The following is a 24,417-nucleotide window of genomic DNA, read 5'->3' as shown; positions in this document are numbered from 1 at the left end:
TATGTGGTCTACGATTACGTAGGAACGAGAACGGCTTGGCCCGGATAATCTTCCCGAAGAGGCGGTTTATCTCGCTAATCCCGACCTGCCTGAGGCCGTCATCCAGGTTATCAGGCAGCTAGCAACGCCCCAGATGATTGAGCCACCAGGGGCTCAGAGCACCGAACATGCCACACCTTCAGCATGGCCGATTCCAAGACAGGACCGTTCCACTCGCGCTAAAAACGCTGGCGTGTCAGTTCTGGCGACGGGAACGCTTGGGGCATACGAACCTGACCCGGACGGTTCTCTTAACAGCCAACCGGTCGAGGCTATCATTGATCGCGCGAGCGATATCCGGCCCAATGGACGGTACCTGTTCGATGAAGGGAGCCATGGCTTTAAGTTGCTGAAGGCTCGTGATGTTGGCGTCCTCAAGCGCCTTCCAGGCGCCCATAGGCAACTGCAGACCTTCAAACGGATCACTGGATCTCTTGGAGACAGGTCGAGACATTGGGTGAACTCCAAGCGGCTGTTCAGGAATTGCAGCGCGGAACTACCATTCTAGACGCTTCAGGCTGGTGCATTATTCCCGAGCGGACTTGAATTTTTAGCCTTAGCGGCAACCGTTGTTCACCTTTGGTGCGAAGCCCGTATCGGACCACTCCTCCTTCAAGGTGCCCGTGTTCACTCGTGGAGGCCTCGACCCAAAGCTGCCCTTCCGCTTGAGGAAGGCTTGGGATTTCTTATGCGGTGCTTTCTGAAAGCTCCTGGGCGCTTGCCAGGAGCCGCGTGAGCAGCGCTTTGCGCGTATCGGGCGCCGTATCCACTGGGACGGTGAAGCATACGGTTGCAACCACAACGCCTGAGTGATTGCGAATGGGAGCGGCGAGGCAACAGGTAAAGCGGTCCGCCAATCCAGCTGTCACGCAGTAACCATCGCAGCGTGCCTTGGCGACTTCCTGCAGGAAGCTGTCGAGATCGAGGAGGCGGCCATCAGGGAGCCGAAAGTCCTCGGGCGGCACGAAGCCCTCGATAGCCTCAGCGCTCATGTGATCGAGAAGGAGCCTACCAGATGCGGTCCACGGGATCGGAACTTCGACCCCGACATCCGTTGTGATGCGGAACAGCCCCGTTCCGTCCCGCGAGTCGATAACGACGTACTTGCGTCCTCGCAAGGCGCAGAGTTGCGCCGTTGCTCCGGTCTCCGCCACAAGGCGATCCAGCGCCTCTCTACATCTTCGATAGAATGGATTCGCATCCGCATAGGCGCGGCCGAACAGATGCGAGGTTTTTCCGAAATAGACGTGACCTTCTGTGCCGACATTCTCCAGGATGTCGGCCTCGATGAGCCGGTTAACGATCTCGTAGGTGGTCGAGCGGGGGGCGTTGATGAGGCGCGCAATGTCGCCGATGCGCGTCGGTGCCCGCTGTCGCAGAAGCGCCTCAAGCAGGCTGATGACCCTGTCGATGCCGCGCTGCCGCTCGCCGGACGGGGAGGCCGGCGGCTGAGGTGCATCTTTGGAAGAGCGGCGGGTCAAATCATCCATTCCAGAACCTTCACGATCACCATTGAGCTCTTGCGGCGAAACACCAACGGGTCTAGCCTCGCGTTGTCCGAAATACAAGACTGTTGTCTGATATATCGGACTCTATAAAAGGGGAACGGCATGTCGAAGACTGTTAGAGGACTACTGGTAGGGCTGAGTGCCCTCGCGATCACCGCGGGCATCATGGGCGCGGCACAGGCACAGGCCCAGAGCAAGCTTCAGGAAGTGCTTCAGCGCGGAAAGCTGATCGTCGGGACTGGAAGCACGAACCCGCCGTGGCACTTCCGCGATGAGAAGGGGCAACTGGCTGGCTTCGACGTTGACATCGCCAAGATCGTCGCCAAGGGGCTGTTCAACGACCCGAACAAGGTCGAGTTCGTGACGCAGGCATCGGACGCGCGGATTCCCAACATAACAACGGGCAAGGTCGACATCACTTGCCAGTTTATGACCGTGACAGCCGCCCGCGCCCAGCAGGTCGCCTTCACGCTTCCCTACTATCGGGAGGGCGTCGGCCTCCTGCTTCTGAAGGGCGGCTCCTATGCGAGTTACGATGCGCTGAAGGCCGCCGGAAACAAGGTCACGGTTGCGGTACTGCAGAACGTCTACGCTGAGGAGATGGTTCACCAGGCTCTGCCGGATGCGAAGGTCGATCAGTACGACAGTGTCGATCTGATCTATCAGGCGCTCAACTCGCGGCGCGCCGACGCGGCGGCGACCGACATGTCCTCCCTGCGTTGGTTCATGAAGCAGAACGAGGGCCGCTATCAGGACGCCGGCTACGGCTGGAATCCGCAGACCTATTCCTGCGCGGTCAGGCAGGGCGATCCGGATTGGCTTAACTTCGTCAACATCGCGCTGCGCGAAGCGATGACGGGCGTCGAGTTCGCAGACTACAAGGCTGCGTTCCAGCGGTGGTTCGGCGAGGCCCCTCCTGAGCCAAAGATCGGCTTCCCGAGCGAACTGCGTTAAGAGCGCAGACGTTACCCCCATGGGCTATACGCTCAATTTCGCTGTCATCTGGGCGAACCTCGACAAGCTCTTGTCGGGGCTCGCCTTCGGTTTGGGCCTCGCGCTAGCAGCGGTATCGATCGGCACCGTCATCGGCTTTATCGGCGGGTTCGCGAGCGTTGGTCCATCGAAGACCGGGAGGAGGATCGCCGGTGCCTACGTGACCGTGATCCGCAACCTGCCGATCCTTGTCATCGTGCTCTTAGCCTATTTCGCACTTCCCGAGTACGGAATCAGGCTCGACAAGGTTCAGAGCTTCGTCGCATCGCTCGCAATCTACGCGGGAGCCTATCTGACCGAAGTGTTCCGCGCCGGGCTCGTATCAGTTCCGAGGGGCGTCGTCGAGGCTGGTCGCGCAATTGGCCTGACGCGGTTCCAGACGAGCATCTACGTTATAATGCCAATCATGCTGCGCAATGCGCTGCCTGCGCTCGGCAGCACCTTCATCTCGCTGTTCAAGGATACGTCCATCGCGGCGGCCATCGCGATCCCGGAGCTGACGTTTCAGGCGCGCAAGATCAATGTCGAGAGCTTCCGGGTCGTCGAGACGTGGATCGTGGCGAGCGGCCTCTACGTCGCCACTTGCCTCATCATCGCCGCGGGCCTGCGCAGCCTCGAGCGTCGCTTCCCAAAATTCTAGGCTAGCAGGAGAGCGACATGGAGATATTCCTCAGGGAATTGTGGATGGCCCGGGACGCTCTGCTCGAGGGCTTTATCCGCACCATCGAGACATCAATGGTTTCGATTTTGCTCGGAACGGTCCTGGGCTTGGCGATCGGCATTCTTCTCGTCTACGGGCCACTGGTCCTTCGGCTCCTGTGCCGAGCCTATGTGGACGTAATGAGGGGCACGCCGGTGCTCGTGCTCATCCTCGCGTCATTCTATATTCCGTCCGTCATCGGCCTCCAGCTCAGCGCTTTCCAGGCCGGTCTCCTGGCGCTGACCTTGTTCTGCGGGTCGCATATCGGCGAGATCGTCCGCGGTGCCTTGCAGTCGGTCCCGATCGGCCAGACGGAAGCGGCGCGCAGCATCGGCCTGACATTTCCGCAGATCCTGGCCTACGTGCTCTTGCCTCAGGCGCTCCGCTCGATCCTGCCGACGTGGATCAATACCGGTGCCGAGCTCGTGAAGGCCTCGACACTCCTGTCTGTCATCGGCGTCGGCGAGCTGCTGCTTAAAACGCAGGAGATCGTCGGGCGAAACTTCATGACGCTCGACTTCTATCTCTTCGCAGGTCTCCTTTACCTCCTGGTCAATCTCGGCATTGAGCAGGCCGGCAAGGCACTGGAGCGGCGTGTCGCCGTTCGTTAATGGAGCTTCATGTGCGTCCTCTTCTGCAGATCAAGGCGTTGCGCAAGCGCTTTCATAATGTCGAGGTCCTCAAGGGCGTCGACCTCGACGTCAACGAGCGGGACGTCGTCTCGATCATCGGGTCGAGCGGATCCGGCAAGACGACGCTCCTGCGGTGCGTGAACCTGCTGGAGGAGTTTGACGATGGTCAAATCCTGCTCGATGGCGAGTCGATCGGTTATCGCATCGATGGCAGCCGCCGCCGCCTGTCGGACCGGGAGTTGTCGCGCCAGCGGTCCATGACCGGCATGGTTTTCCAGAGCTTCAACCTTTTTCCACATTTGACCGCTGCCGGAAATGTCATGCTCGGCCTGAGAAAGGTCCGCGGCTTCTCCAAGGACGAGGCACGCGCCATCGCCGAGAAGTGGCTCGGTCGCGTTGGTCTTTCCCAACGTGTCGACCACTATCCCAGTCAATTATCTGGGGGGCAACAGCAGCGTGTCGCCATCGCCCGAGCGCTGGCGATGAACCCGAAGCTGGTGCTGCTCGATGAAATCACCTCGGCGCTCGACCCAGAGCTGGTTCAGGAAGTCCTCCTGACGGTCAAGAGCTTAGCGGAGGAGGGGGCAACGCTCCTGATCGTCACGCACGAGATGCGCTTTGCGCGGGATGTCTCGCATCGTGTCGTGTTCATGGAGCAAGGGCAGATCGCCGAGCAAGGTCCGCCTTCGGAGATATTCGGTAATCCCAAGAGCCCCCGCTTGGCGGAATTCCTGCGCAGTGCCCGGACCTGATGCGCTGGATATATAACTGCTAAATTGAGAAAGATTCATTGATGACACCTGAAGAGAAACTCGCCTCCCTTGGTCTTGTCCTACCCGACGCCCCTGTGCCGGTGGCCAACTATGTGCCTTACCGCTTTGCCGGAAATCTCCTTTATCTCTCTGGCCAGGGTCCCAAGCGAGCCGACGGTACCTACCGGCCGGGCCGTCTCGGGCGCGATGCGACCATCGAGCAAGGCTATGAGGATGCCCGCCTGACCGGACTCAATCTGCTGGCGGTCGCGAAATCGGCTTTGGGCGAGCTCAGCCGCATTGAGGCGGTGGTGAAGCTGCTCGGCATGGTCAACGCCGAGCCGGACTTCTCTGATCATCCCAAGGTCATCAACGGTTGCTCCGATCTTCTCGTCGACGTATTGGGCGACGTCGGACGGCATGCCCGCTCGGCCGTCGGAATGGGGTCTCTGCCCAACCGGATGACGGTCGAGATCGAAGTCATTTTTCAGGTCAGGGATTGATGGGGGCGTCATGAGAGTCCAAAACCTCAAAGAGGAGATCGCGCGCCGCTTCGGGACGCCCGCGGTGGTGGTCGACTTGGACGTGGTCGAGCGCAACATCGCACGGGTACAGGCCCTGTGCGATGCGGTGGGCGTCGCCAATCGGCCGCATGTCAAGACGCACAAGAGCCCGCTCATCGCCGCCATGCAGCGCGACGCTGGCGCGCGCGGCATCACCTGCCAGAAGCTCGGTGAGGCTGAGGTCATGGCCGCGGCCGGTCTGGACGATATCCTGATCTCGTACAACATCCTCGGCGAACATAAACTTGGTCGCCTCGGCCGCTTGCTGTCGCGCACCAAGGTCACGGTTGCAGCCGACAACCCGACCGTCGTCGCGGGTCTACCTCAGGCCGCCGCCATTGCCGGTCGCAACCTGGACGTGGTGGTCGAGTGCGATACTGGCCGCAAGCGCGCGGGCGTTGAGACGGTCGCCGAGGCGGTGGCCCTTGCCCGTGACATCGCCTCCCGCCCGGGTCTCTCCTTCGCCGGCTTCATGCTCTATCCGCCGGAAAGCGCGATCTCCGAGACGCAGGCTTTTCTCGATGCCGCCACGGCGGGCGTGCGGGAATTCGGCCTCGAACCGCGGATTGTGTCATCCGGTGGTACGCCCAACCTCGTCGATCTCGGCAAGATCAAAGGTGTGACGGAGCACCGGGCGGGCACCTATGTGTTCAACGACCGCATGATGCTGGCGGCCGGCATGGCGCGGTTGGAGGATTGTGCGCTGACCGTCTACGCCACGGTGGTGAGCCGGGCAGGGCCCGAGCGCGGCATTCTCGATTCCGGCTCGAAGACGCTCACCAGCGACACGGGTGGGCTCGAGGGGCACGGGCTCATTCTGGAGCATCCGGAAGCGCAGATCGCCCGGTTTGCGGAGGAGCACGGGTTCCTCGATCTGTCACGCTGCAACGACCGCCCGAAGGTGGGCGATATCATCCGGGTTGTCCCGAACCACGTGTGCGTGGTGGTCAATATGGTGGACCGCTTGGTCGCCGTCCGCGGGGGCGAAATCGTCGGCGAGATTCCGGTCGAGGCGCGGGGACAGCTTACCTAGATCGCTCACGGAAAGCCGGTTCTGCTCCTGAGCGAAATTGCCGGCTTCAGTTTTCCTCATCAGGGCCTCTGGTCGGGTTGCTCCAAGGCAGATCGAGAGATCTGTTTCCAGGAAGTGGCGTGAGCAGATGCATCTTTGACTCCTGCCCTGTGACATCGTTAAAGCCATGATGAGGGGAGCTGGCTTCCTGAGACTCTGCTTCTGATTGGCATGATCATGTCCATCGTAGGCAAGGACGGAGACGGTCTTCTACATGGTTGTTTGTGCTGCTGGCGCCCAACGGTTGGGGGTCTTGGCGAGTGTCGGCTCTGCCTTGGGGGGCTAGGCCATCGCGATAGGGATCATTCTCAGAAGGCAGTGGTCTCTTGGTGGTGTGCTTGCGTTGAACATGGCGGCATATGCTCTCGCTATACCGCTTGCACGGAGGTTTTCCGCCGCAACCATACGGGTTGTTCCAAAGAAGCGCGCGTGGGACATTCCTTTCCGTGCTGCCTTTCATGACTGTTGTCGGAGTGACGCTCATTGCCGGGAAGACGCTTGGTCCCTCGATCACGGCCGTAGCGCCGGATCAAGGCGGTCATTCCCTCTTCGGCCAACTGCGCTGTACCGTATCCGCTCGATCGCACCGCCTATCGCCGCCGCAACCTGATCGAACGACTGTTCTGCCGCTTGAAGAACTGGCGGCGGATTGCAACCCGCTTCGACCGGTTGGCCCGCAACTATCTCGCGGACCTTGCGCTGATCGCCGTCACATCCGAGTGGAGCAAATGAGTCCTCTACCGAGAGCCTCGGACGAAAAAAGTGGAATCCACTTTTGGGATTTGATCCGATGCTTCCTCTCTGGAGTAGCGCATCGTTTGCGCGGAAAACCGGGTCCACTTTTCGCTAGCGCGGCCCGCTGGGTCCGCACGATGCACTAATGTCCAGCTAGCCAGCGTGATACCGATCGGAGGAGTTGCTTAAGAGAACGGATGCTGGACAATCATAAAGGTCTGCTATGGCACTTCTTGGATCTCTGCTTAGGGATAGAACAGGAGGCGCTCCTGAAGGGCAGGGGATCTTCAGAGCCTGACCCGCAGTGGCATTCCGCGATGGAGCACGTAGTTCATTTCCAGGAGGACCTGGTCATCGATAGGGATAGCACCGGTTACGATCGAGGATGAGACCAAAGTGCTCTCCGAGCTTGCGAATAGCCTCCCCATGATCCGGGTAGGGATCCCGATTCTCAGGTCCAACAATAATGATCTTGAAGGATGGGTCATTGCGTCCGCCGGGCGGAAGCATGGCTGTTGCCAAGCCATTGCCCTCCGCATCGCGCAAGGTCAGAAACACGGGCATGGTCCGCTGCACGTAAGCCTTGAGACCAATGTTCTGCTCAATGAAGTGGCTGGCGGTTGAGCGGTAGGTTGCTGTTGCCGCATCCCAGGCTTGGCGAAAATGCTTCTCAACCGCATGGCCCATGATCTGCGACTCAAGGATGGCTTCGCCCTCCGTCTCGATCCGGAACCAGCTTGTTTGCTCAGGGGCGTCGCAGATGAATTGCATGCCTTGTCAACGCTGCAGTTTGGCAAGCGGTTGAGGTCCCGACACAGGCCTAGCAACGGAAAACGCGACCTTGGGCACTGCTCCCCTTTGTCGATCAACCTGTCTTACCGCGATGGTCGTATCTCAGAAGCCTTCCTGTCAGCTTCCTCCCTTCGCTGATCAGCCTCTTGGCTTTCTCGCGAAGCTTGTTCCTCTTCGTGCTGCTTCGGTGCTTCTTGCTTCCTTTGCCCATTGTTTGTCTCCCGGATCTCCGCAGCATTGGAACGACGCCTGTCGGGCGCGGTTCCGATCCCCCAATCCTTGATCAAACATCTTGTTCTGGGACGAGGCGGACCTTATCCAGAATTCCAAATTCGGCTGGCTAGCGGACCTTCATTGGCCCTGCTTTTCTTGGCTCTTTGCCCCCTTGCGGATGATCGGCATCTTCTCAATGAAATGAACTTCCCGGCTTCAAGTCGCTTCAGGCGGATCGCCGTTCGTCAGGCCGCCCGGTTGAACAGCCGCCTCCAGCCCCGCTTCTGGGGCTCTGATTGGATTTCCGCCTCAACCCGCGTCTCAAGAAGCGGGCTAAGTTCCTCGGGGATTTCGTCGGGCTGTGCCTTGGTCGCATGATTTGCTTCAACTCCGGACACAACCTCGATTACCGGCTCTGAGGGGAGCTGGCCGGCGGGCTGCAAAACTTCGATCCGGCCCTCGAAGTCATCTTCCTTCTCGTAGGCGATGATGTAAGGCAGGCTCCGAGGAGTTGTGAGCTCGTGCCCTAGAACGACTTCTCGCGTCACCTGGAGCGAAAAACCGAGACCTCTGAAAGTATTAATCTCGTTGCGGTCGATGATACCTTCAACGAAACTGTGTGTCGTCTTGGGTGGATAAAAATACGCACGCACCTTGTCGCCAACTGACAGTTTCATCTACTTACCTTTTCTTCTTGTTTGGCATAGAAGAGTTCTAGGGCGAGTAGCGTACCTGCAAATTGTACTTTTGTTGGGCAAGACCCGCCGCATAGCGGCGACCTCTAGACCACGGCTCCGGACTCTCCAGGACCATCTGCGAGATGACGAATAAGAACCGGCGCGGATGCAGGGACGAACTGGCTCGCGCCTGAACTCCCGGTGCCACCGTGTGCGGCCCCCCGGACGAGCCGCGATTTGCGACGGTGAGAGCTTCTGGCACGGAATGACGGCAATGAGTTCATCCAGGCGGATTGGATCCTCATGCTGGGGCCCCCCTCCCGCGAAGCGGGCGGTAAGCACGATCGATCCATCCCATTAGCTAATGTTTTGTCTGATCCACCGACGGTGCCACGAACCATCTCGGCTTTAATCGTAAATGTCCGTGGACGCACGAGCAGAACGTGACAACTCTCGAACGCGATTGTTTCCCATGCGGAGATCCCAGTGCCGTCGTGTTAACGCGCGGTTAACCATGCTGGAACATTCTCAACATGGAGCCGATGATCGGTCCATGGCTTGGTCCTTCCACTGACGAGCGCCTATGACATCCATAATCTCTGCCGCAGAAATGAACGATAAACTCAGCACGATCGAGCGTGTTCTGGCCGGTATCGAAAGAGGGGGTGGAGCAATTCACCTGCGTGATCTGACGGCGCTTCTCGTCGACACGATCAGCATGCTCGAGCGCAATCCGGGACTTGAGGTCGCCGCTGACGATCTTTATGCCGCCGCTGAGAGGTTCGTGCGCGACAGTCACGTGGGCTCTCTGCCACCTGCCAGGAAACAGCGCCTTCTCACGGAGGCTCACTTGCGATTTCACCGCCGGCTGAGAGGTGCTCTGGAACAATGCGAATTGGACGACCAGCGGGGGTGTCGTGAATCCGTTACTCTGCGTGCTGCTTGACGGCTATCTGTTCGTTCTTTCCATCGGCAGGATGTGAGAGGGCTTCTGGCTGGAATTGCATCCCAGGGCAGGGTCAGTCTCAGGAAATCATATCTTGGAGATGCCGCCTGGGCGAGCCGATCTCATCTGCAGCGGGCGGGCGAATGCAGTTTCGGCCTGCCGCCTTGGCATCGTAGAGAGCTCTATCTGATGCCTCCTGGAGATATGAGCCATTGCTTCCGCGAGCCGGTCTGGCCGATGCGGCCCCGATGCTGACCGTCACGAACTGGTAGGGGCTGCCCTCATGAATAATGCCCAGTGCCAGGATGGCCTTGCGGATGCTCTCGGCAATGATCAGAGCGCCCGCTAAATCAGTGTCGGGAAGGACGACGGCGAATTCTTCACCGCCGTAACGGGCAGCGACGTCCCGCGGACGGCGAATGCTGGCATCGAGCGTGCCGGCAATCGTGCGGAGCACTTCATCGCCCCTTCCATGACCATACTGGTCGTTGAAACTCTTGAACCAGTCGACATCGACATACAGCAGCGAGAGCGATGAGCCCGAGCGGATCGCCTGACGCCACTCGCGCTCGAACGTCTCCCGAAAGCCGCGGCGGTTCGGCAACCCTGATAGATCGTCTGTTCTGGCGATTCTTCTGAGCTTGGTCTCGGCCCTCGTGCGGCGTCGCAACTCGCTCTGGAAGAGAAATGTCAGTCCCACGACAGCAGAGCAGAGCGCAGCCGTGAGAACGCCCAGTACGAGGGCTTTCCGTCTCCAGGTCGCAAAGATCTCGTCCACGGATAAGGCGACCGTGAGAACGAGAGGATACCTGTCCAGCCGCTCGAAAGAGATGATGCGGCGCACTCCATCGATGGGGGAGATGGACTCGAAGGTTCCAGATCTTCCCTGCAAGAGGCGCTGCACATGCGGGGAACTGCCAAAATCCTGATTGACTTGGGCTGCGTCAAAGGGGTGCCGGGTCAGCAGGATGCCGTCACTGCGAAAGAGGTTGATCGCCCCCTCCTGGCCAAGGCTCAGGTCTTTGAACAACTGATTGATGTCGGACAGGGGCATCGACCCCATCACCACGCCTTCGAAGCTGCCATTGGGACGAGAGAGGCGGCGACTGATGCCGATGCTGAAATCATCCTTTCGGATTTTGCTCTTGAAGGGGCGGCTGACGTACAGGCCGATGTGATTGTTCTCTTTGTGAATCTTGAAATAGTCGCGATCGGCAACGTTCAGATCGCGGGATGCAATGACCGGACCTGCATCCGCCATAAGACCGCCCGACTCATTCACAACCAGGAGGGATCCCATGAAGGTCACCGAGGCTGCGCGATCGAACAGCAGCCGGTACTGGATGTCGGGAGCAAGGTTCTCGAAGCCGACGATGCGCCGCGCCTCCATGACGCCTTTCAACGACAGATCCAGCAGCTCGAGGTCACTGGTCAGGTCTTGCGCGATGGCGGTCAGCACGTTGCGGGACGACCGTTCCGCCCCTTGCCATGTATCCAGGCGGTCGATCCACAAGGTGTAGGCTGAAATTGCAAGGATGCTCAATGCGATAACGCCTGCAACTATGTTCAGAAATACTTCTGAGAACAGACGTTTCATCGAGTAGCGCCACGCAACCTTAATTGAATTAAATCTATAGGCGAAACGTAAGGGAATAGACAATAGAGTAAGGAATTATTCCGCAGGTTTTACATACCGCAGGCATTTGTTTGAGACTTAATTTGTCGGCAGGAATGCTCAAGTTAAGCGAATACAGTTTATCTAAATGTCATATCATTCGAATTCAGGTCGATTGTCAGGCATCTAAGGTTTTTGTTTGTAGTTCTTGGGCAGAAAAATAGCAGAGATTGCTTTTATGTCAGAGAGCTGTCTTAATGGCCGCGCGGAGGGATTTCGTGAGCCGGCACGTGAAGCAGCGCCTGGAAGAGAGCCTGAATACGGCGACCGCGTCCGGCAGAGCGGTGGCGAGCTACATGCTTGCGAACCTGAACGATCTTCCTTTTGAGACCTCGGCCTCCATCGCCCACAAGATCGGAGTCAGCGAGCTGACCGTGGGGCGTTTCTGCCGCTCCATCGGCTATCGGCACCTGAAGGATCTTAAGGATCATCTGCGGACGGATCTGGGAGGAAGCCCCTGGCTCATCGGGGATCGACTGAAAGAGTTTCAGAAGCGCAGTCGGCAGGACCTGGGGGAGCTCACCAGAAGCTTCGAGCTCGAGGTCGGCGCTCTCGTCCGGGTTTACGAATATGCTCAGTCGGCGGCCTTTCAGGCAGTAAGCCGGCGTTTGGCGACAGCCCCTCGAATCTATGTCGCCGGCTTCCAGACGGAGAGGGGACTCGCGGCCTCCCTTGCCCACAACCTTCAATACCTGCGCGATGGTGTCCAGTTGCTTGACGGAGCTTCCGGCCATTTCGGCGAGGCGATCCTCGGCAGCGACAGCGGGGCCGCTCTCGTGATGTTCGAGGCGCGCCGCTACTCACGGCAGGCCAGGCTGCTGGCACGCAAGGCGCACGAGCGTGGCATCCCGGTAACCCTGGTGACCGACACCTATTGCGACTGGGCGGACGATTGCACCAGCGAGGTGTTCCGCATTCCCACGGACCTGAACCTGTTCTGGGAATCGACGGCGCCGATGCTCTCCTTGGTGCATCTTTTGCTGAACGCGGTATTCAACGAGCTCGGCCCGAAAGTCGAGGAGCGGCTGAATGCCACGGCCGCGCTTTATCACGAATTCGTCGGCTATACGGAGCATCCGTAGGGGCAGGCGTGGAGAGGACCGGTCAGGTCGAAACAACAGAGGGTACAAGAATGTACAAGACGCTTCTCGCAGCAGGAATCTGCATTCTGAGCATGACGTCCCTAGCGTCGGCTCAGGAGAAGAAGGAAATCGTGATCGCTTCGGAAGGCGCTTATCCGCCCTTCAACTTCATGGATTCCAACAACAAGCTGCAGGGGTTCGATATCGATATCGCCAATGCTCTCTGCGAGAAGATGCAGGTGAAGTGCACCATCGTTGCCCAGGATTGGGACGGCATCATTCCCGCGCTGCTCGCCAAAAAGTATGACGCCATCGTCGCATCGATGACGATCACGGAAGAGCGCAAGAAGCAGATCGATTTCACCGATCGTTATTACCGCACGCCGCTCTCCGTCGCCGTGCCGAAGGACTCGCCGATCAAGGATACGACGGCTGCTTCCATGAAAGGCAAGACCGTCGGCGCCCAGTCCTCCACCACCCAGGCGATCTATGCCGAGGACGTCTACGGCAAGGCCGGCGCTTCGGCTAAACTGTATCCGACGCAGGACGAGGCGAATGCCGACCTTGCGAACGGCCGTCTGGACGCTTCCGTAGCCGACAAGTTCGTGCTCGTCGAATGGCTGAAGAACGCCGGCAAGGATTGCTGCAAGCTGCTCGGCGATATCGAGGGAACGACCTCCGAAGCTGGCATTGCAATCCGCAAGGAAGACAAGGATCTGAAGGAAAAGCTCAACAAGGCGATCAAGGACATCGTCGCCGACGGCACCTACAAGAAGATTCAAGCCAAGTACTTCGAGTTCGACATCTACTAAAACGTTCGAACCATTGATATGACATCGAAAGGCGCCAGCACGACCGTGCTGACGCCTTCCGCGAACCCTGCTTAAAGGTCAGTCCATTGCAGGATATGTTTTCTCTCCTTTCCTTTTCCGAAGGCGGTTGGGGCAGCGCGCTCGCGGCGGGAACGCTCGTGACGGTGACTCTTGCGCTCACTACGCTCCCCGTCGGCATTTTTCTCGGCCTTGCCGTCGCGCTGATGGCGCGCTCCCGCAGCCCCCGCGTGCGGGCCGTTGCCACGGTCTTTGCTACGATCTTCCGTGGGCTGCCGGAATTGCTGACCCTTCTCATCGTCTATTACGGCGGGCAGATCCTCATCCAGCGCGTGATGGCGGCGATGGGCTATGAGGGCCAGGTTCAGATCAATGCTTTTCTCGCCGGCGTGATTGCTTTCGGCCTCGTTCTGGCGGCCTTTTCCAGCGAGGTCTGGGTGGGTGCACTCAACACGATTCAGAGAGGGCAGTACGAAGCCGCAAGCGCGCTGGGCCTCTCCAAATGGCTCTCCTTCCGCCTTGTCGTCTTCCCGCAGCTCATGCGCGCGGCCCTGCCGGGACTCTCCAACAACTGGCTGACCCTGCTGAAGGACACGTCGCTGATCTCGACGATCTCGCTTGTCGACATCATGCGCCAGACGAACCTTGCTGTGGGCGCAACGAAGCAGCCGATGGTGTTCTATCTCGCGGCCTGCTTCATCTACCTTTTTCTATCGGCGGGGTCGGGACTTGCCTTCACGTTCCTGGAGCGTCGCGCCAATCGCGGCCATGTGAGGGGCTAGAAGAATGTTTCGCGATCTTCTGGGTCTTATCATCGACCTCGATCTCCTCGACCGCTACGGCTGGCGCTTCCTTGAAGGCGTCGGCGTCACGGCGCAGCTGGTGGCGATCTCGTTCACGCTCGGCGGCACCCTCGGGCTCCTGCTGGGGCTCGCGCGTTTGTCCGATAACCGTGCCCTGCACTGGTTCGCGCGTGCTTACATCTATTTCTTCCGCGGTTCGCCGCTGCTCGCGCAACTGTTCCTGCTCTATTACGGCCTTGGATCACTGCGCACCTTCTGGACGGATCTCGGTCTCTGGTGGTTCTTCCGTGAGGCTTGGTACTGCGCGCTCCTCGCCTTCACCCTGAACACGGCCGCCTATCAGGCGGAAATTTTCCGCGGCGGCATTCAGGCCGTGCCGAGAGGTCAGCGGGAGGCGGCCGCAGCCCTTGGGATGCATAAGGTCCTCACCTTTGTGAAGGTCATTTTCCCGCAAGCCATGATCGTGGCTTTACGTCCGCTCGGGAACGAGCTGATCCTCATGGTCAAGGCCAGCGCCATCGCTTCTCTCGTCACGATCTACGATCTCATGGGCGTGACGAAGCTCGCCTTCTCGCGTTCGTACAATTTCGAACTCTATCTGTGGGCGGCCGTGCTCTACCTCCTGATCGTCGAGTGCATCAGGCGGCTCTGGGGCGTGCTCGAAAGACGGCTGACGCGGCATCTGAGGGCAGGGGAGTTGCAGCCTGTGCAAGCAACCTGGCTGAGGCGCATGACGAAATCCGTTCTCAACCCCAACGCTTAAGTCGAGATCGCTTATCATGCGTTATGACGTCATCGTGCTCGGCGCAGGAATCGTCGGGGTCTCTGCCGCGCTTCACTTGCAATCGCGCGGATGCTCCGTCTGCCTCATCGATCGCCGCGCGCCAGGAGAGGAAACGAGCTACGGCAATGCCGGGCTCATCGAGCGCGCGAGCGTTATCCCCTACGCCATGCCGCGCCAGCTTCCGGTGCTGCTGCGCTACGGCCTGAATCGCTCGCCGGAGGTTCGCTACCGCCTTGCGCATCTGCCCAAGATGAGTACGTGGCTCTTCCAGTATTGGCTGCACTCCTCGCCGGAGCGTTTGCTTGAGGCCACAAATGCGATGCTGCCGCTCATCGAGCGTTGCGTGACGGAGCACGATGAGCTGATCGACAAGGCAGGCTTGACGCATCTCCTGCGCCGCAGCGGTTGGATCGAGACGTTCAGAACGAAGGAGGGCAGGAAGAAGGCTCTGGCTGCCGCCAAAGACGTCGAGCAATACGGGCTTCGTTACGATGTGCTTGACCCTGCAGAGTTGAAGGCACGTGAGCCTCACCTGCTGGATGCGCCTATCGGCGCCATCCACTGGCGCGATCCGACGACGGTGTCGGACCCGGAGGCGCTCACAAAAGGCTATGCCGCGTTGTTCACAAAACAAGGCGGACGCTTTGCATCCGGCGATGCGCGTACGCTCGCGCAGAGCGGGAGTGACTGGGTTGTGACGACGGAGGACGGGCCGCTTGCTGCGGGGCGGGTGGTCGTTGCCCTCGGCCCATGGTCCGACCGGATCTTCAAACCGCTCGGCTACCGCATTCCGCTTGGCGTGAAACGCGGCTACCACATGCATTACGGCTCGAAAGGAGAGGCCAGGCTCAACCAGCCGGTTCTCGATTTCGAGGGCGGTTATGTGTTGACGCCGATGTCCAAAGGCATCCGGCTCACCACAGGTATCGAGCTTGCGGGCTTCGATGCGCCGGAGGATGCGCGCCAGCTCGGTCTGGCGGAGGCTCTTGCCCGCAACCTGTTCCCCTTGGGCGAGCGGGTAGAACCTAAGCCGTGGCTCGGGCGCAGGCCCTGCCTGCCCGACATGCGGCCCGTGATCGGCGCTGCACCCCGCCACCAGGGCCTGTGGTTCTGCTTCGGCCATGCCCATCACGGGCTGACGCTCGGGCCCGTCTCAGGCCGTCTGCTCGCCGAGATGATGGTTGGTGATGCGCCGTTCTGCGATCCCTCGCCTTATCGCGCGGATCGGTTCTGAAATGAAAAGGGCCTGATCGATGATCAGGCTCTTTCTCTTCAAGCTGCGGTCGGCGTTGCGACTGCTGCGCGAAGCAGCATGCCGAAGAGATCGCGCGGATCGTCGGGATCGGCGACGAGGTCGAGTTCCTCGTAAAGACCGGTCTGCTCGATCTGCCGCTTCACATAGCGCAGAGCCGAGAAGTCCTCGATGGCGAAGCCCACGGAGTCGAACAGCGTGATCTGCCTTTCATTCGCACGGCCTGTCTCTTGGCCTGTCATCACGCGCCATAGCTCCGTCACCGGGTGATCGGGCGCGAGCTGCTGGATCTCACCTTCGATGCGCGTCTGCGGCGGATATTCCACGAAGATATCGGAACGCTTCAGGATGTCGGCGTGAAGCTCCGTCTTGCCCGGGCAGTCGCCGCCGACCGCGTTGATGTGCAGGCCCGAGCCGACCATGTTGTCGGTGAGGATCGTGGCGTTCTGCTTGTCGGCTGTGACGGTCGTGACGATCTCGGCACCCTCCATCGCTTCCTCGATGGTGCTGCAGATCGTCATGTCGAAACCCATGCCGGCAAGGTTGCGCGCGCATTTGGTGCTCGCCGCCCGATCGATATCGTAGAGCCGTAAGCGGTCGATGCCGAGAAGTGCCTTGAAGGCCATGGCCTGGAACTCTGCCTGGGCGCCGTTGCCGATGATGGCCATGGTGCGCGCATTCTTCGGCGCGAGATACTTGGCTGCTACAGCCGAGGTCGCGGCGGTGCGAAGCGCCGTGAGGATGGTCATCTCCGTGAGCAGCACGGGGTAGCCTGTTCCCACATCTGCCAGCACGCCGAAGGCCGTCACGGTCTGGCGTCCCTCGCGCATGTTCTTCGGATGTCCGTTCACGTACTTGAAGCCATAAACTTCGCCGTCGCTGGTGGGCATCAGCTCGATCACGCCCTCGCGGCTGTGCGAGGCCACGCGCGGGGTCTTGTCGAACAGTTCCCAGCGGCGGAAATCGGTTTCGATGTACTCGGCCAGTTCGATCAGGAAGCGCTCCACGCCGACGGTGAGAACGAGCTTCATCATGTGATCGACACTGACGAAGGGGACGATGTTGAGTTTCGGAATCATGATGTCACTTTGGGAGTGTGGCGGTAGCTCTGGGTAGGGCGGTCGAGGACGCGGCGGCCCATGAGGCTTGAGGCGAGATCGACCATGAGCAGGGCCGTGCGGCCGCGCTCGTCCAGGAAGGGGTTGAGTTCGACGAGATCGAGGCTTCTCACGAGGCCGCTGTCGTGCAGCATCTCCATGATGAGATGCGCTTCACGGAAGGTGGCGCCGCCGGGTACTGTCGTGCCGACGCCCGGTGCGATGCTTGGATCGAGGAAGTCCACGTCGAGGCTCACGTGAAGAATACCGTCGGCCTCCGCGACGCGCTTGAGAAACGCATCGAGCAGAGGCGCGACGCCGTTCTCGTCGATGGCGCGCATGTCATGGATCGTTACGCCCGTGGTCACAAGCGCCTTGCGCTCGGCCGGATCGACACTGCGGATGCCTACCATGCAGACATTCTCAGGCTTGATCGGCGCGTGAACTTTGGGAAAGTAGCCGTCGAAGCCGTCACGCCCCGTGGCATAGGCCATGGGCACGCCGTGCAGGTTGCCGCTGGTCGTCGTCTCGAGGGTGTGGAAATCCGGGTGCGAGTCGAGCCACAGCACGAAGAACTCGCGGCCTTCCTCCGCCGCGCGGCGGGCAAGACCCGTCATCGAGCCGGCCGAGAGGCTGTGGTCGCCGCCCAGGAAGATGGGCATGCCTTCGCCGCTCGCCCTGTAGGCTGCCTCGGCAATGGCCTCGGTCCAGGCAACCGTTTCCGGCAACGCCTTGATGGCTCCGTTTTCATGGCGCAGCTCACGCAGCGGCGCAGGCAGGATATTGCCGCGGTCTTCGACCGTGTAGCCCAGGCTGGTCAACTCCGTCGCAAGACCGGCTGTGCGAAAGGCGCTGGGGCCCATATCGCAGCCAAGCCGGCCGGCACCTTCCTGAACGGGCACCCCAAAAAGAAGGCAGGGCTTCTGCGTCATTCGTCATCTCCGGATCAGGTTTGCCAAGCTAGGGGAGGCGCTTGGCGATTTGAACAGTGTAGTTTGACAAATGGAGTAGGATGATTGACCACTTTGGTGAGCTTTCTTTTCCAAAGTGACAGTTATGGACGATCTCGACCAGCGCCTCGTTACGCTTTTGCGCCATAATGGCCGGCGCAGTGTGTCCGATCTTGCGCTTGAGCTGGATGTCTCCCGCGCCACGGTGCGTTCGCGAATGGAGCGCCTGGAGCGTTCGGGTGATATCGTGGGCTATACGGTGATCCTGCGGGCAGATGCGGTTTCGCTGCCGGTACGCGGCATCATGCTGATCGAAGTGGAGGGACGCGCCGCGGATCGGGTGGTCGATGCTTTGGGCGGTTTTCCAGAGGTCAGCGCCATTCACACCACGAACGGGAAATGGGACCTCGTCGTCGAACTCGGTGCGGCCAATCTGTCCGATTTCGATGGTATCTTGAGACGTATTCGCCTGATCCCCGGCGTGATAGCCTCGGAGACCAATCTGCTGCTGGCAACCCCGCGTAGCACCCGTGCCCGGCTGTGAGGCGCGAGCTTTGCAAGAAGGCGGCTTCCGGCGGGAATGAGCCCTCGCACCGAAAGTCGCCTGGTTCGTGCCGTTAACTCTTATCCCGCGCGCTGAATTGGTGAATCTCACCCTGGGGAGTCAGGTGTTCGATCGAGACCCAATCCGTGCAGGCCCGCAGGATGGGAGCCAAATAGGCACGGCTGCCCTCGATCTCGACGACGCGGCAGGGATAGGCCCGACGGTCACCGGGAGGGCGATAAACCACTGTGCTACCCGGCCTGATCTCGTCCTGGGAAGCTGCATAGGGTGGATGGTGCGGGGCATAGGGCTCGCGATGGCCGTTGTCCTGAACAATGGAGGCCTTTTTGCTGGCCCGGTAGCGGTCGAGCGCCTCGATGGCGACACGGGCCCGATCACGATAGCGGTCGGAGACCACCCGCATCAGGGTTCCCTTCTCGCGCCCCGGGTACCAGGAAACGCCACCGATTTTCGCAAGTTCTTCCGCGACGATCTCAATTTCTTCTTCGGTCATTGGCTCATTCCCTCAAGGAAGTCGGAAAACAGGCTCAGATCTGTGGGAGCATACCCATGACCCGATGCTTTTGCTTTTGGCCCCGAAGAGTCGCTTTCGTTTAGAAATTATGAATTCTGACTCTGTACTTGTATTTGTTTAGTCGTATGGCTTGCCATGCTTATCTGGGCAGTATCATGCTCTCCTGCAGAATGGCCAATTGTTGGATATAGGGTGTGCGTCGCTCCTGATGTTGCGCCTTCAGTTTCTCAAGAACTCGGATTCTTAAGTTTAGATCCGGCGAGTTCTTGCTGATCTTGTCCTTGGCTTGCTCGTATTCGAGGTCGATATCGGCCAGGGTCGAGAGGAGAGACTGAAGTAAAGGCTTTGTGTTAGGGGAGTACATTGGGGCGGATTTCAAATTGCCCGGGTCTTTATTGTTATGAAATTCAATATCATTCATCTGCGGCCTCGTATTAACTTTGCGTTAACACCTCCGACGATAATGACCTAGAGTTACTCCGTCTGTTGGGTATCCGACAAAGCTGCAAAATCTTTTTGCATTTCTTTCACATCTGCGGCCCGAATTTGATCTGATGCTTTGCCGGAGGGCGCCAAGCCGCAAAAGGCCCGTTAGTCTCTATCGTAAGTGGCGGGGAGAAGCCGTTCGAAACTCCTGCGAATCGTCCTGTAGCATTCGCATGACATCTCTTCGAGGCCGGCGCGGTCGGTAATCGTGATGACACCTCGGCCCTGACTGATCAGACCGGCAACCTGCAGAGCGCGAGTGACGCTGCTGACGGTGGAGCGTTGCACGCCCAGCATCTCGGCGAGGGTCTCATGGGTGAGGGGCAGCGCATCGCGATCGACACGATCACGCGTGCTCAGGATCCAGCGGCAACAGCGGGCTTCCACGCTGTGCACGGCGTTGCAGGCGACCGTCTGCAGGGTCTGTACCATCAACGCTTCCGTGAAGTTCAAAATCATCTGGCGGATCTTCAGGCGTTGGCCAGCCGCTTCAGTCAGTTTCTCGACTGTTATCCGCGAGGCACTGCCCAAGAATTGCGTGACATAACGCCCGAATGATTGCCGCGAGACGCGCGAACTGACAAAGCCGAACATGGCCTCGCGTCCGAACACTGCCATCTCGACCGAGCCGCCATTTTCCAGGACGGTTGTGAGCGACACGATGGTGTCATGCGGAAAGTAAGTATGGCGAACCGTCTCGCCGACCTCGTAAACGACTTTGCCTTTCGGCAGCTCGACGATTTCAAGATCAGGTTCGAGGATACTGAAATCCTCAGGCTCCAGTGCAGCCAGGAGCCGGTTCTTCCGATGGGTGATCGTCTTGAAACCATGCAGCATCGCAAGGTGTACCGATCCGCGCAGATGTCCAAACCCGATGAGGCCTGAATCTATGTAGAAGATGGCTGCGCAACTTCAGGTGGTCAACTTGCATCATGAAAGTTGTAAACAGCCTTTCAGGCCTGCTCTGTTTGCAAGAACGCACACGAGATCAATAAGTTGGGAGTTTTCCTCAATTGGAGGCGACCCAAAGGAGGTATCGGCTATCGCCGGATGAATGACCTTGCCGGTCAGCTATTTCGTGAGCCGGCATCGGAGCTATCCCTGTTTACGTAAAGAAGGGGATAGCGCAGCATGGGTTGCAAGCGAATCCATGTTGCATCGGGGCCATCCAGGTGAGCGCACAATCATCCTCTCAATTGCCGACGGATCTGGCCGATTGGTCGGCTTCGGACCTGCTGGAGGCTTATTCCCGCAAGACAGTCTCGCCTGTCGATGTTACGAAGGCTGTCGTTGCACGCATCGAGGCTTATGAGCCGCGCTTGCAGGCGCTTTATGCCTACGATCCTGATGCTGCGATCACGACCGCTCGAGAATCCGAGCGGCGCAGGATGAAAGGCGAGGCGAGGACGCTCGACGGAATCCCCGCAACCATCAAGGAAAACATCGCGACCAAGGGCACGCCCGTGCCGCTTGGTACGGCGGCGCGCCCTCTGACGCCGGCGACGGACGATGCGCCGCCCGCCGCGCGCCTGCGCGAGGATGGCGTCGTCATTCTCGCCAAGACCACGATGCCGGATTACGGCATGCTTTCATCCGGCCTGTCGAGCTTTCATCCGCTCGCTCGCAATCCGTGGGATCCGTCCAAGAATCCGGGCGGCAGCTCGGCGGGTGCGGGTGCTGCGGCGGCCGCCGGTTATGGGCCCTTGCATATCGGCACGGATATCGGCGGCTCCATTCGCCTGCCGGCTGCGTGGTGTGGCGTGTTCGGATTGAAACCGAGCTTCGGCCGCATTCCCATCGACCCCACCTATTATGGACGTGTGGCCGGACCGATGACGCGAACGGTGCGGGATGCCGCGCTGATGATGACGAGCCTCACGCGGCCTGATGTGCGCGATCCGATGAGTCTGCCTTATCAGGATTGGCCCTGGCTTGATCTCGACATCGACATCAAGGGTCTCAGGATCGGGCTCATGATGGATGCGGGCGTTGGGCTGCCACTTGATCCTGAAATCCGCGCAGCCGTCGAGAATGCTGCGAAAATCTTTGAGCATGCGGGCGCAACGATTGAGGCAGTGAAGCCCTTCGTCACCCGCGAAATGCTCGACGGTCTAGACGACTTCTGGCGCCAGCGCGCGTGGATGGATATCGGAGCCTTGAGTGAAGAGGAGCGCGCGCGGGTGCTGCCGTACATCCTGCAATGGGCCGAGGGCGGAAAGAACCTCACGGGGGCTCAGGTGTATAGCGGCATGAACCAGATGATGGTGATGCGCCACGCGGCGGTTGCCGCCACTCACCGCTTCGATTTCGTTCTCTCGCCGGTCGCTCCCAACGTCGCCTATGAGGCGGAGCTCGCTTCACCGATCCACGATCCCGAAAAGCCATTCGAGCATATCGGCTATACGGTCGCTTTCAACATGTCCGATCAGCCGGCAGCTTCGGTGAATGCAGGCTTCACGAAAGCCGGCCTGCCCATCGGCCTGCAGATCATCGGCCGGCGCTTCGACGATCTCGGCGTGCTGCGGCTCTCTCATGCCTGGGAAGGGATGTGTCCCGATAAGCGGGCGTGGCCGAAGTTCTAGAAACGACGCAATGTGACCTCTCACGTCATCACCGGCCTTGTGCCGGTGATCCACGTCTTCCTAGCGCGCTTCCAAGACGTGGATGGCCGTGACAAGCACGGCCATGACGGGGAGGCATGGCGGCCAGAGCGACACCAGGGATCGTCGTGGCGGGTTTTCCAAAGAGCCGCCTGCTGGTAAACAGCGGCCATGACGTACAAAGTTGCCGCTCTCTATCAGTTCGTTTCGCTTCCTGACTTCCGGGAGATCCGCGACCCGCTCCATGCCCTCTGCACCGATCTCGGGATCAGGGGCACGCTCCTGCTCGCTCAAGAAGGGATCAACGGCACCGTGGCCGGAACGGAGGAGGGCATCGATGCCCTCATGGCCGAGCTGCGGCACGGCCCGGTCTTCCATGGCCGCCTCGACAATCTGGAGCTCAAGTTCTCGACAGCCTCCGACATGCCGTTCGGCAAGATGAAGGTGCGCCTGAAGAAGGAGATCGTGACGCTGGGCGATCCGCAGACGGACCCGACAAGGCAGGTCGGCACCTATGTCTCGCCTGCGGAGTGGAACGGGCTCATCGAGAACCCGGACGTCATTCTGCTCGACACCCGCAATGATTTCGAGGTCGAGATGGGCACCTTCGAGGGGGCCGTCGACCCGCGCATCAGGAAGTTCAGAGAGTTCAAGGATTTCGTGAAGAAGGAGCTCGACCCTTCCAAGCACAAGAAGGTCGCCATGTTCTGCACCGGCGGCATCCGCTGCGAGAAGGCCAGCTCCTACATGCTGGGCCAGGGCTTCGAGGAGGTCTACCACTTGAAGGGCGGCATCCTGCAATATCTGGAGGAGGTGCCGGAAGCAGAGAGCCGGTGGAACGGCGGCTGCTTCGTCTTCGACGAGCGCGTGTCCCTTGGCCATGGCTTGGTCGAACGCCCTGAGGACAGGAGCCTTTTGGCCGATGAGTGACGCTGACGGCATCAATGCCCGTTTGGAAGCCCTGGAGGTGCGCGTCGCCTATCAGGATCAGGTCATTGAGGATCTGAACCAGACCGTCATCGATCAGTGGAAGAAGATCGACGCGCTCAAGCGCCAGCTCGCCGAATTGCTGGACCGTGTCCGGGAGGTCGAGGACAGCCCGGCCGGGCCCCGCGCACCTGAGCCCCCGCCGCCGCATTACTGAGGTCCTGTGCTGATTGTTCAACCAATCGGTTGACTTTTAAAAGTGTGCGTCTATATTCAACCGTATGGTTGAATTACAGACATCTCAGCTGGATTCCATCTTTCATGCTCTCGGCGATGCCACGCGCCGGCGGATGCTTCGCGAACTCGCGGGGGGAGAGCGGACGGTCGGCCAGCTTGCAGAACCTTTTGAGATTTCGCTCGCGGCCGCCTCGAAGCACATCAAGGCGTTGGAGAATGCCGGGTTGATCCGTCGCGAGGTGCGGGGACGCACCCATGTGTGCCGTCTCGACCCAGGACCGCTTGCGAGCGCCCATGAGTGGCTGAGCTTCTACGAACGCTTCTGGACCGACCGTCTGGATGTGCTGGAGCGGCTCCTCCGTGAGGAGGATGCCCGCAAAACCCCACCCCCGAGAGGAGACGACCATGACTGATCTCGCAACCCTGGATGCCTATGGTGTGCTGACCGAGCCTGCCACGTTGACGATCCAGCGCCTTTTGCCTGGTCCAATCGAACGTGTCTGGGCCTATCTCACGGAAAGCGAGCTGCGCCGCCAGTGGCTGGCCGCCGGCCATATGGAAATGACAATCGGTGCACCCGTCGAGTTGGTCTGGCGCAATGACGAGCTTAACTCTCCGCCGAGCCAGCGTCCCGCCGGCTTCCCGGAAGAGCACCGCATGACGAGCCGGATCACGGAACTCGATCCGCCCCGCAAGCTCGCCATTACCTGGGGTAGCACCGGCGGCGTTTCCTTCGAGCTGGAGCCTCAGGGCAGCGAAGTGCTTCTCACCGTGACCCACCGCCGCCTGCCGGATCGCGCAACCATGCTGAACGTCAGCGCCGGCTGGCATATGCATCTCGATATTCTGGCGGCACGCATGGCGGACAAGGAGCCGGAGGCGTTCTGGGACGGTTGGGCTCGCCTGAAGAACGAATATGACCGGCGGCTGCCGGCCTGACCGAAATCGCGGTGAGGCTCTGCCGCCGCATGTTCGAGAGATAATACGCGCTAT

General features: G+C 59.9%; 26 protein-coding genes and 2 pseudogenes. 19 read left to right on the top strand and 9 right to left on the bottom strand.

The features are described 5' to 3' along the window. Window positions 1–725: 725 nt before the first annotated feature. Window positions 726–1,529, bottom strand: coding sequence for an IclR family transcriptional regulator (locus tag ACUXUR_RS24760; RefSeq protein WP_445505008.1), 804 nt, complete (start codon window positions 1,527–1,529; stop codon window positions 726–728). A gap of 120 nt (window positions 1,530–1,649) precedes the next feature. On the opposite strand from ACUXUR_RS24760, the gene ACUXUR_RS24755 reads away from it, so the two are divergent. The 7 genes and pseudogenes from ACUXUR_RS24755 to ACUXUR_RS24725 form a co-directional block, all read left to right on the top strand. After that, on the top strand, window positions 1,650–2,501 hold the full coding sequence (locus ACUXUR_RS24755; RefSeq protein WP_445505007.1) for a transporter substrate-binding domain-containing protein: 852 nt from the start codon (window positions 1,650–1,652) through the stop codon (window positions 2,499–2,501). 19 nt (window positions 2,502–2,520) lie between these two features. Further along, complete coding sequence (locus ACUXUR_RS24750) at window positions 2,521–3,180, top strand: amino acid ABC transporter permease (protein ID WP_445505006.1); 660 nt, start codon at window positions 2,521–2,523, stop codon at window positions 3,178–3,180. A 17-nt stretch (window positions 3,181–3,197) separates the two neighbouring features. Beyond that, complete coding sequence (locus ACUXUR_RS24745; protein WP_445505005.1) at window positions 3,198–3,851, top strand: amino acid ABC transporter permease; 654 nt, start codon at window positions 3,198–3,200, stop codon at window positions 3,849–3,851. A gap of 11 nt (window positions 3,852–3,862) precedes the next feature. Further along, on the top strand, window positions 3,863–4,624 hold the full coding sequence (locus ACUXUR_RS24740; protein WP_445505004.1) for an amino acid ABC transporter ATP-binding protein: 762 nt from the start codon (window positions 3,863–3,865) through the stop codon (window positions 4,622–4,624). A gap of 41 nt (window positions 4,625–4,665) precedes the next feature. Next, window positions 4,666–5,127 (top strand): RidA family protein, encoded by a 462-nt coding sequence (locus ACUXUR_RS24735; RefSeq protein ID WP_445505003.1) that lies wholly within the window; start codon window positions 4,666–4,668, stop codon window positions 5,125–5,127. A gap of 10 nt (window positions 5,128–5,137) precedes the next feature. Beyond that, window positions 5,138–6,220, top strand: a complete 1,083-nt coding sequence (locus ACUXUR_RS24730; protein WP_445505002.1) for an alanine racemase — start codon at window positions 5,138–5,140, stop codon at window positions 6,218–6,220. A 630-nt stretch (window positions 6,221–6,850) separates the two neighbouring features. Continuing rightward, window positions 6,851–6,991 (top strand): annotated as a pseudogene (locus ACUXUR_RS24725) (IS5/IS1182 family transposase); the annotation flags it as partial. A 354-nt stretch (window positions 6,992–7,345) separates the two neighbouring features. Here the strand turns inward: ACUXUR_RS24725 and ACUXUR_RS24720 are convergent. Continuing rightward, a complete protein-coding gene (locus ACUXUR_RS24720) occupies window positions 7,346–7,765 on the bottom strand; it encodes a hypothetical protein (protein ID WP_445505001.1) in 420 nt (139 codons plus the stop codon). A gap of 479 nt (window positions 7,766–8,244) precedes the next feature. Continuing rightward, complete coding sequence (locus ACUXUR_RS24715) at window positions 8,245–8,676, bottom strand: hypothetical protein (protein WP_445505000.1); 432 nt, start codon at window positions 8,674–8,676, stop codon at window positions 8,245–8,247. A gap of 583 nt (window positions 8,677–9,259) precedes the next feature. On the opposite strand from ACUXUR_RS24715, the gene ACUXUR_RS24710 reads away from it, so the two are divergent. Continuing rightward, window positions 9,260–9,622, top strand: a complete 363-nt coding sequence (locus ACUXUR_RS24710; protein WP_445504999.1) for a hypothetical protein — start codon at window positions 9,260–9,262, stop codon at window positions 9,620–9,622. A gap of 79 nt (window positions 9,623–9,701) precedes the next feature. On the opposite strand, the gene ACUXUR_RS24705 is transcribed toward ACUXUR_RS24710, so the two are convergent. Beyond that, window positions 9,702–11,165 (bottom strand): sensor domain-containing diguanylate cyclase, encoded by a 1,464-nt coding sequence (locus ACUXUR_RS24705; RefSeq protein WP_445504998.1) that lies wholly within the window; start codon window positions 11,163–11,165, stop codon window positions 9,702–9,704. Between the two features lie 350 nt (window positions 11,166–11,515). Between ACUXUR_RS24705 and ACUXUR_RS24700 the strand changes: the two genes are divergently transcribed. The 5 genes and pseudogenes from ACUXUR_RS24700 (at window position 11,516) to ACUXUR_RS24680 (ending at window position 16,030) form a co-directional block, all read left to right on the top strand. Further along, window positions 11,516–12,379 carry a MurR/RpiR family transcriptional regulator gene (locus tag ACUXUR_RS24700; protein ID WP_445504997.1) on the top strand — a complete coding sequence of 288 codons (864 nt, stop codon included), beginning with the start codon at window positions 11,516–11,518 and terminating at the stop codon, window positions 12,377–12,379. Between the two features lie 50 nt (window positions 12,380–12,429). Continuing rightward, entirely contained in the window at window positions 12,430–13,191 is a 762-nt protein-coding gene (locus ACUXUR_RS24695) for an ABC transporter substrate-binding protein (protein WP_445504996.1), read from the top strand. An 86-nt stretch (window positions 13,192–13,277) separates the two neighbouring features. Then, window positions 13,278–13,991 (top strand): ABC transporter permease, encoded by a 714-nt coding sequence (locus tag ACUXUR_RS24690; protein WP_445504995.1) that lies wholly within the window; start codon window positions 13,278–13,280, stop codon window positions 13,989–13,991. 4 nt (window positions 13,992–13,995) lie between these two features. Beyond that, window positions 13,996–14,700, top strand: a pseudogene (locus tag ACUXUR_RS24685) (ABC transporter permease); the annotation flags it as partial. Between the two features lie 91 nt (window positions 14,701–14,791). Continuing rightward, on the top strand, window positions 14,792–16,030 hold the full coding sequence (locus ACUXUR_RS24680; RefSeq protein ID WP_445504994.1) for an NAD(P)/FAD-dependent oxidoreductase: 1,239 nt from the start codon (window positions 14,792–14,794) through the stop codon (window positions 16,028–16,030). 38 nt (window positions 16,031–16,068) lie between these two features. Here the strand turns inward: ACUXUR_RS24680 and ACUXUR_RS24675 are convergent, their stop codons facing one another. Both ACUXUR_RS24675 and rocF read right to left on the bottom strand, forming a co-directional pair. Continuing rightward, the gene (locus ACUXUR_RS24675; protein WP_445504993.1) at window positions 16,069–17,127 is read right to left on the bottom strand and encodes an ornithine cyclodeaminase; all 1,059 of its coding nucleotides are present in this window, start codon (window positions 17,125–17,127) and stop codon (window positions 16,069–16,071) included. Beyond that, entirely contained in the window at window positions 17,124–18,077 is a 954-nt protein-coding gene (gene rocF / locus ACUXUR_RS24670) for an arginase (RefSeq protein ID WP_445504992.1), read from the bottom strand. The genes ACUXUR_RS24675 and rocF overlap by 4 nt, the downstream gene beginning before the upstream one ends. A gap of 124 nt (window positions 18,078–18,201) precedes the next feature. Between rocF and ACUXUR_RS24665 the strand changes: the two genes are divergently transcribed. Next, a complete protein-coding gene (locus tag ACUXUR_RS24665) occupies window positions 18,202–18,639 on the top strand; it encodes an Lrp/AsnC family transcriptional regulator (RefSeq protein ID WP_445504991.1) in 438 nt (145 codons plus the stop codon). 73 nt (window positions 18,640–18,712) lie between these two features. Here ACUXUR_RS24665 and ACUXUR_RS24660 read toward each other — a convergent pair whose 3' ends face one another. The 3 genes from ACUXUR_RS24660 to ACUXUR_RS24650 form a co-directional block, all read right to left on the bottom strand. Beyond that, a complete protein-coding gene (locus ACUXUR_RS24660) occupies window positions 18,713–19,153 on the bottom strand; it encodes a hypothetical protein (protein ID WP_445504990.1) in 441 nt (146 codons plus the stop codon). A 160-nt stretch (window positions 19,154–19,313) separates the two neighbouring features. Then, window positions 19,314–19,595 carry a hypothetical protein gene (locus ACUXUR_RS24655; RefSeq protein ID WP_445504989.1) on the bottom strand — a complete coding sequence of 94 codons (282 nt, stop codon included), beginning with the start codon at window positions 19,593–19,595 and terminating at the stop codon, window positions 19,314–19,316. Window positions 19,596–19,765: 170 nt separating this feature from the next. Then, window positions 19,766–20,497 (bottom strand): Crp/Fnr family transcriptional regulator, encoded by a 732-nt coding sequence (locus ACUXUR_RS24650; protein ID WP_445504988.1) that lies wholly within the window; start codon window positions 20,495–20,497, stop codon window positions 19,766–19,768. A gap of 335 nt (window positions 20,498–20,832) precedes the next feature. Here ACUXUR_RS24650 and ACUXUR_RS24645 point away from each other — a divergent pair, with 335 nt between their 5' ends. The 5 genes from ACUXUR_RS24645 to ACUXUR_RS24625 all read left to right on the top strand — a co-directional run bounded on the left by ACUXUR_RS24645 (window position 20,833) and on the right by ACUXUR_RS24625 (window position 24,363). Next, complete coding sequence (locus ACUXUR_RS24645) at window positions 20,833–22,242, top strand: amidase (RefSeq protein WP_445504987.1); 1,410 nt, start codon at window positions 20,833–20,835, stop codon at window positions 22,240–22,242. A 189-nt stretch (window positions 22,243–22,431) separates the two neighbouring features. Further along, the gene (gene trhO / locus ACUXUR_RS24640; RefSeq protein ID WP_445504986.1) at window positions 22,432–23,190 is read left to right on the top strand and encodes an oxygen-dependent tRNA uridine(34) hydroxylase TrhO; all 759 of its coding nucleotides are present in this window, start codon (window positions 22,432–22,434) and stop codon (window positions 23,188–23,190) included. Beyond that, a complete protein-coding gene (locus ACUXUR_RS24635; RefSeq protein WP_445504985.1) occupies window positions 23,183–23,404 on the top strand; it encodes a SlyX family protein in 222 nt (73 codons plus the stop codon). Before trhO ends, ACUXUR_RS24635 begins: the two co-directional genes overlap by 8 nt. A gap of 64 nt (window positions 23,405–23,468) precedes the next feature. After that, window positions 23,469–23,837, top strand: coding sequence for an ArsR/SmtB family transcription factor (locus tag ACUXUR_RS24630; protein ID WP_445504984.1), 369 nt, complete (start codon window positions 23,469–23,471; stop codon window positions 23,835–23,837). Continuing rightward, a complete protein-coding gene (locus ACUXUR_RS24625; protein ID WP_445504983.1) occupies window positions 23,830–24,363 on the top strand; it encodes an SRPBCC family protein in 534 nt (177 codons plus the stop codon). Before ACUXUR_RS24630 ends, ACUXUR_RS24625 begins: the two co-directional genes overlap by 8 nt. Window positions 24,364–24,417: the final 54 nt, after the last annotated feature.

Source organism: Microvirga medicaginis (assembly GCF_052658925.1).
The sequence above is the reverse complement of the archived record's forward strand: the minus strand, read 5'-3'. Positions and strand labels throughout refer to the sequence as shown.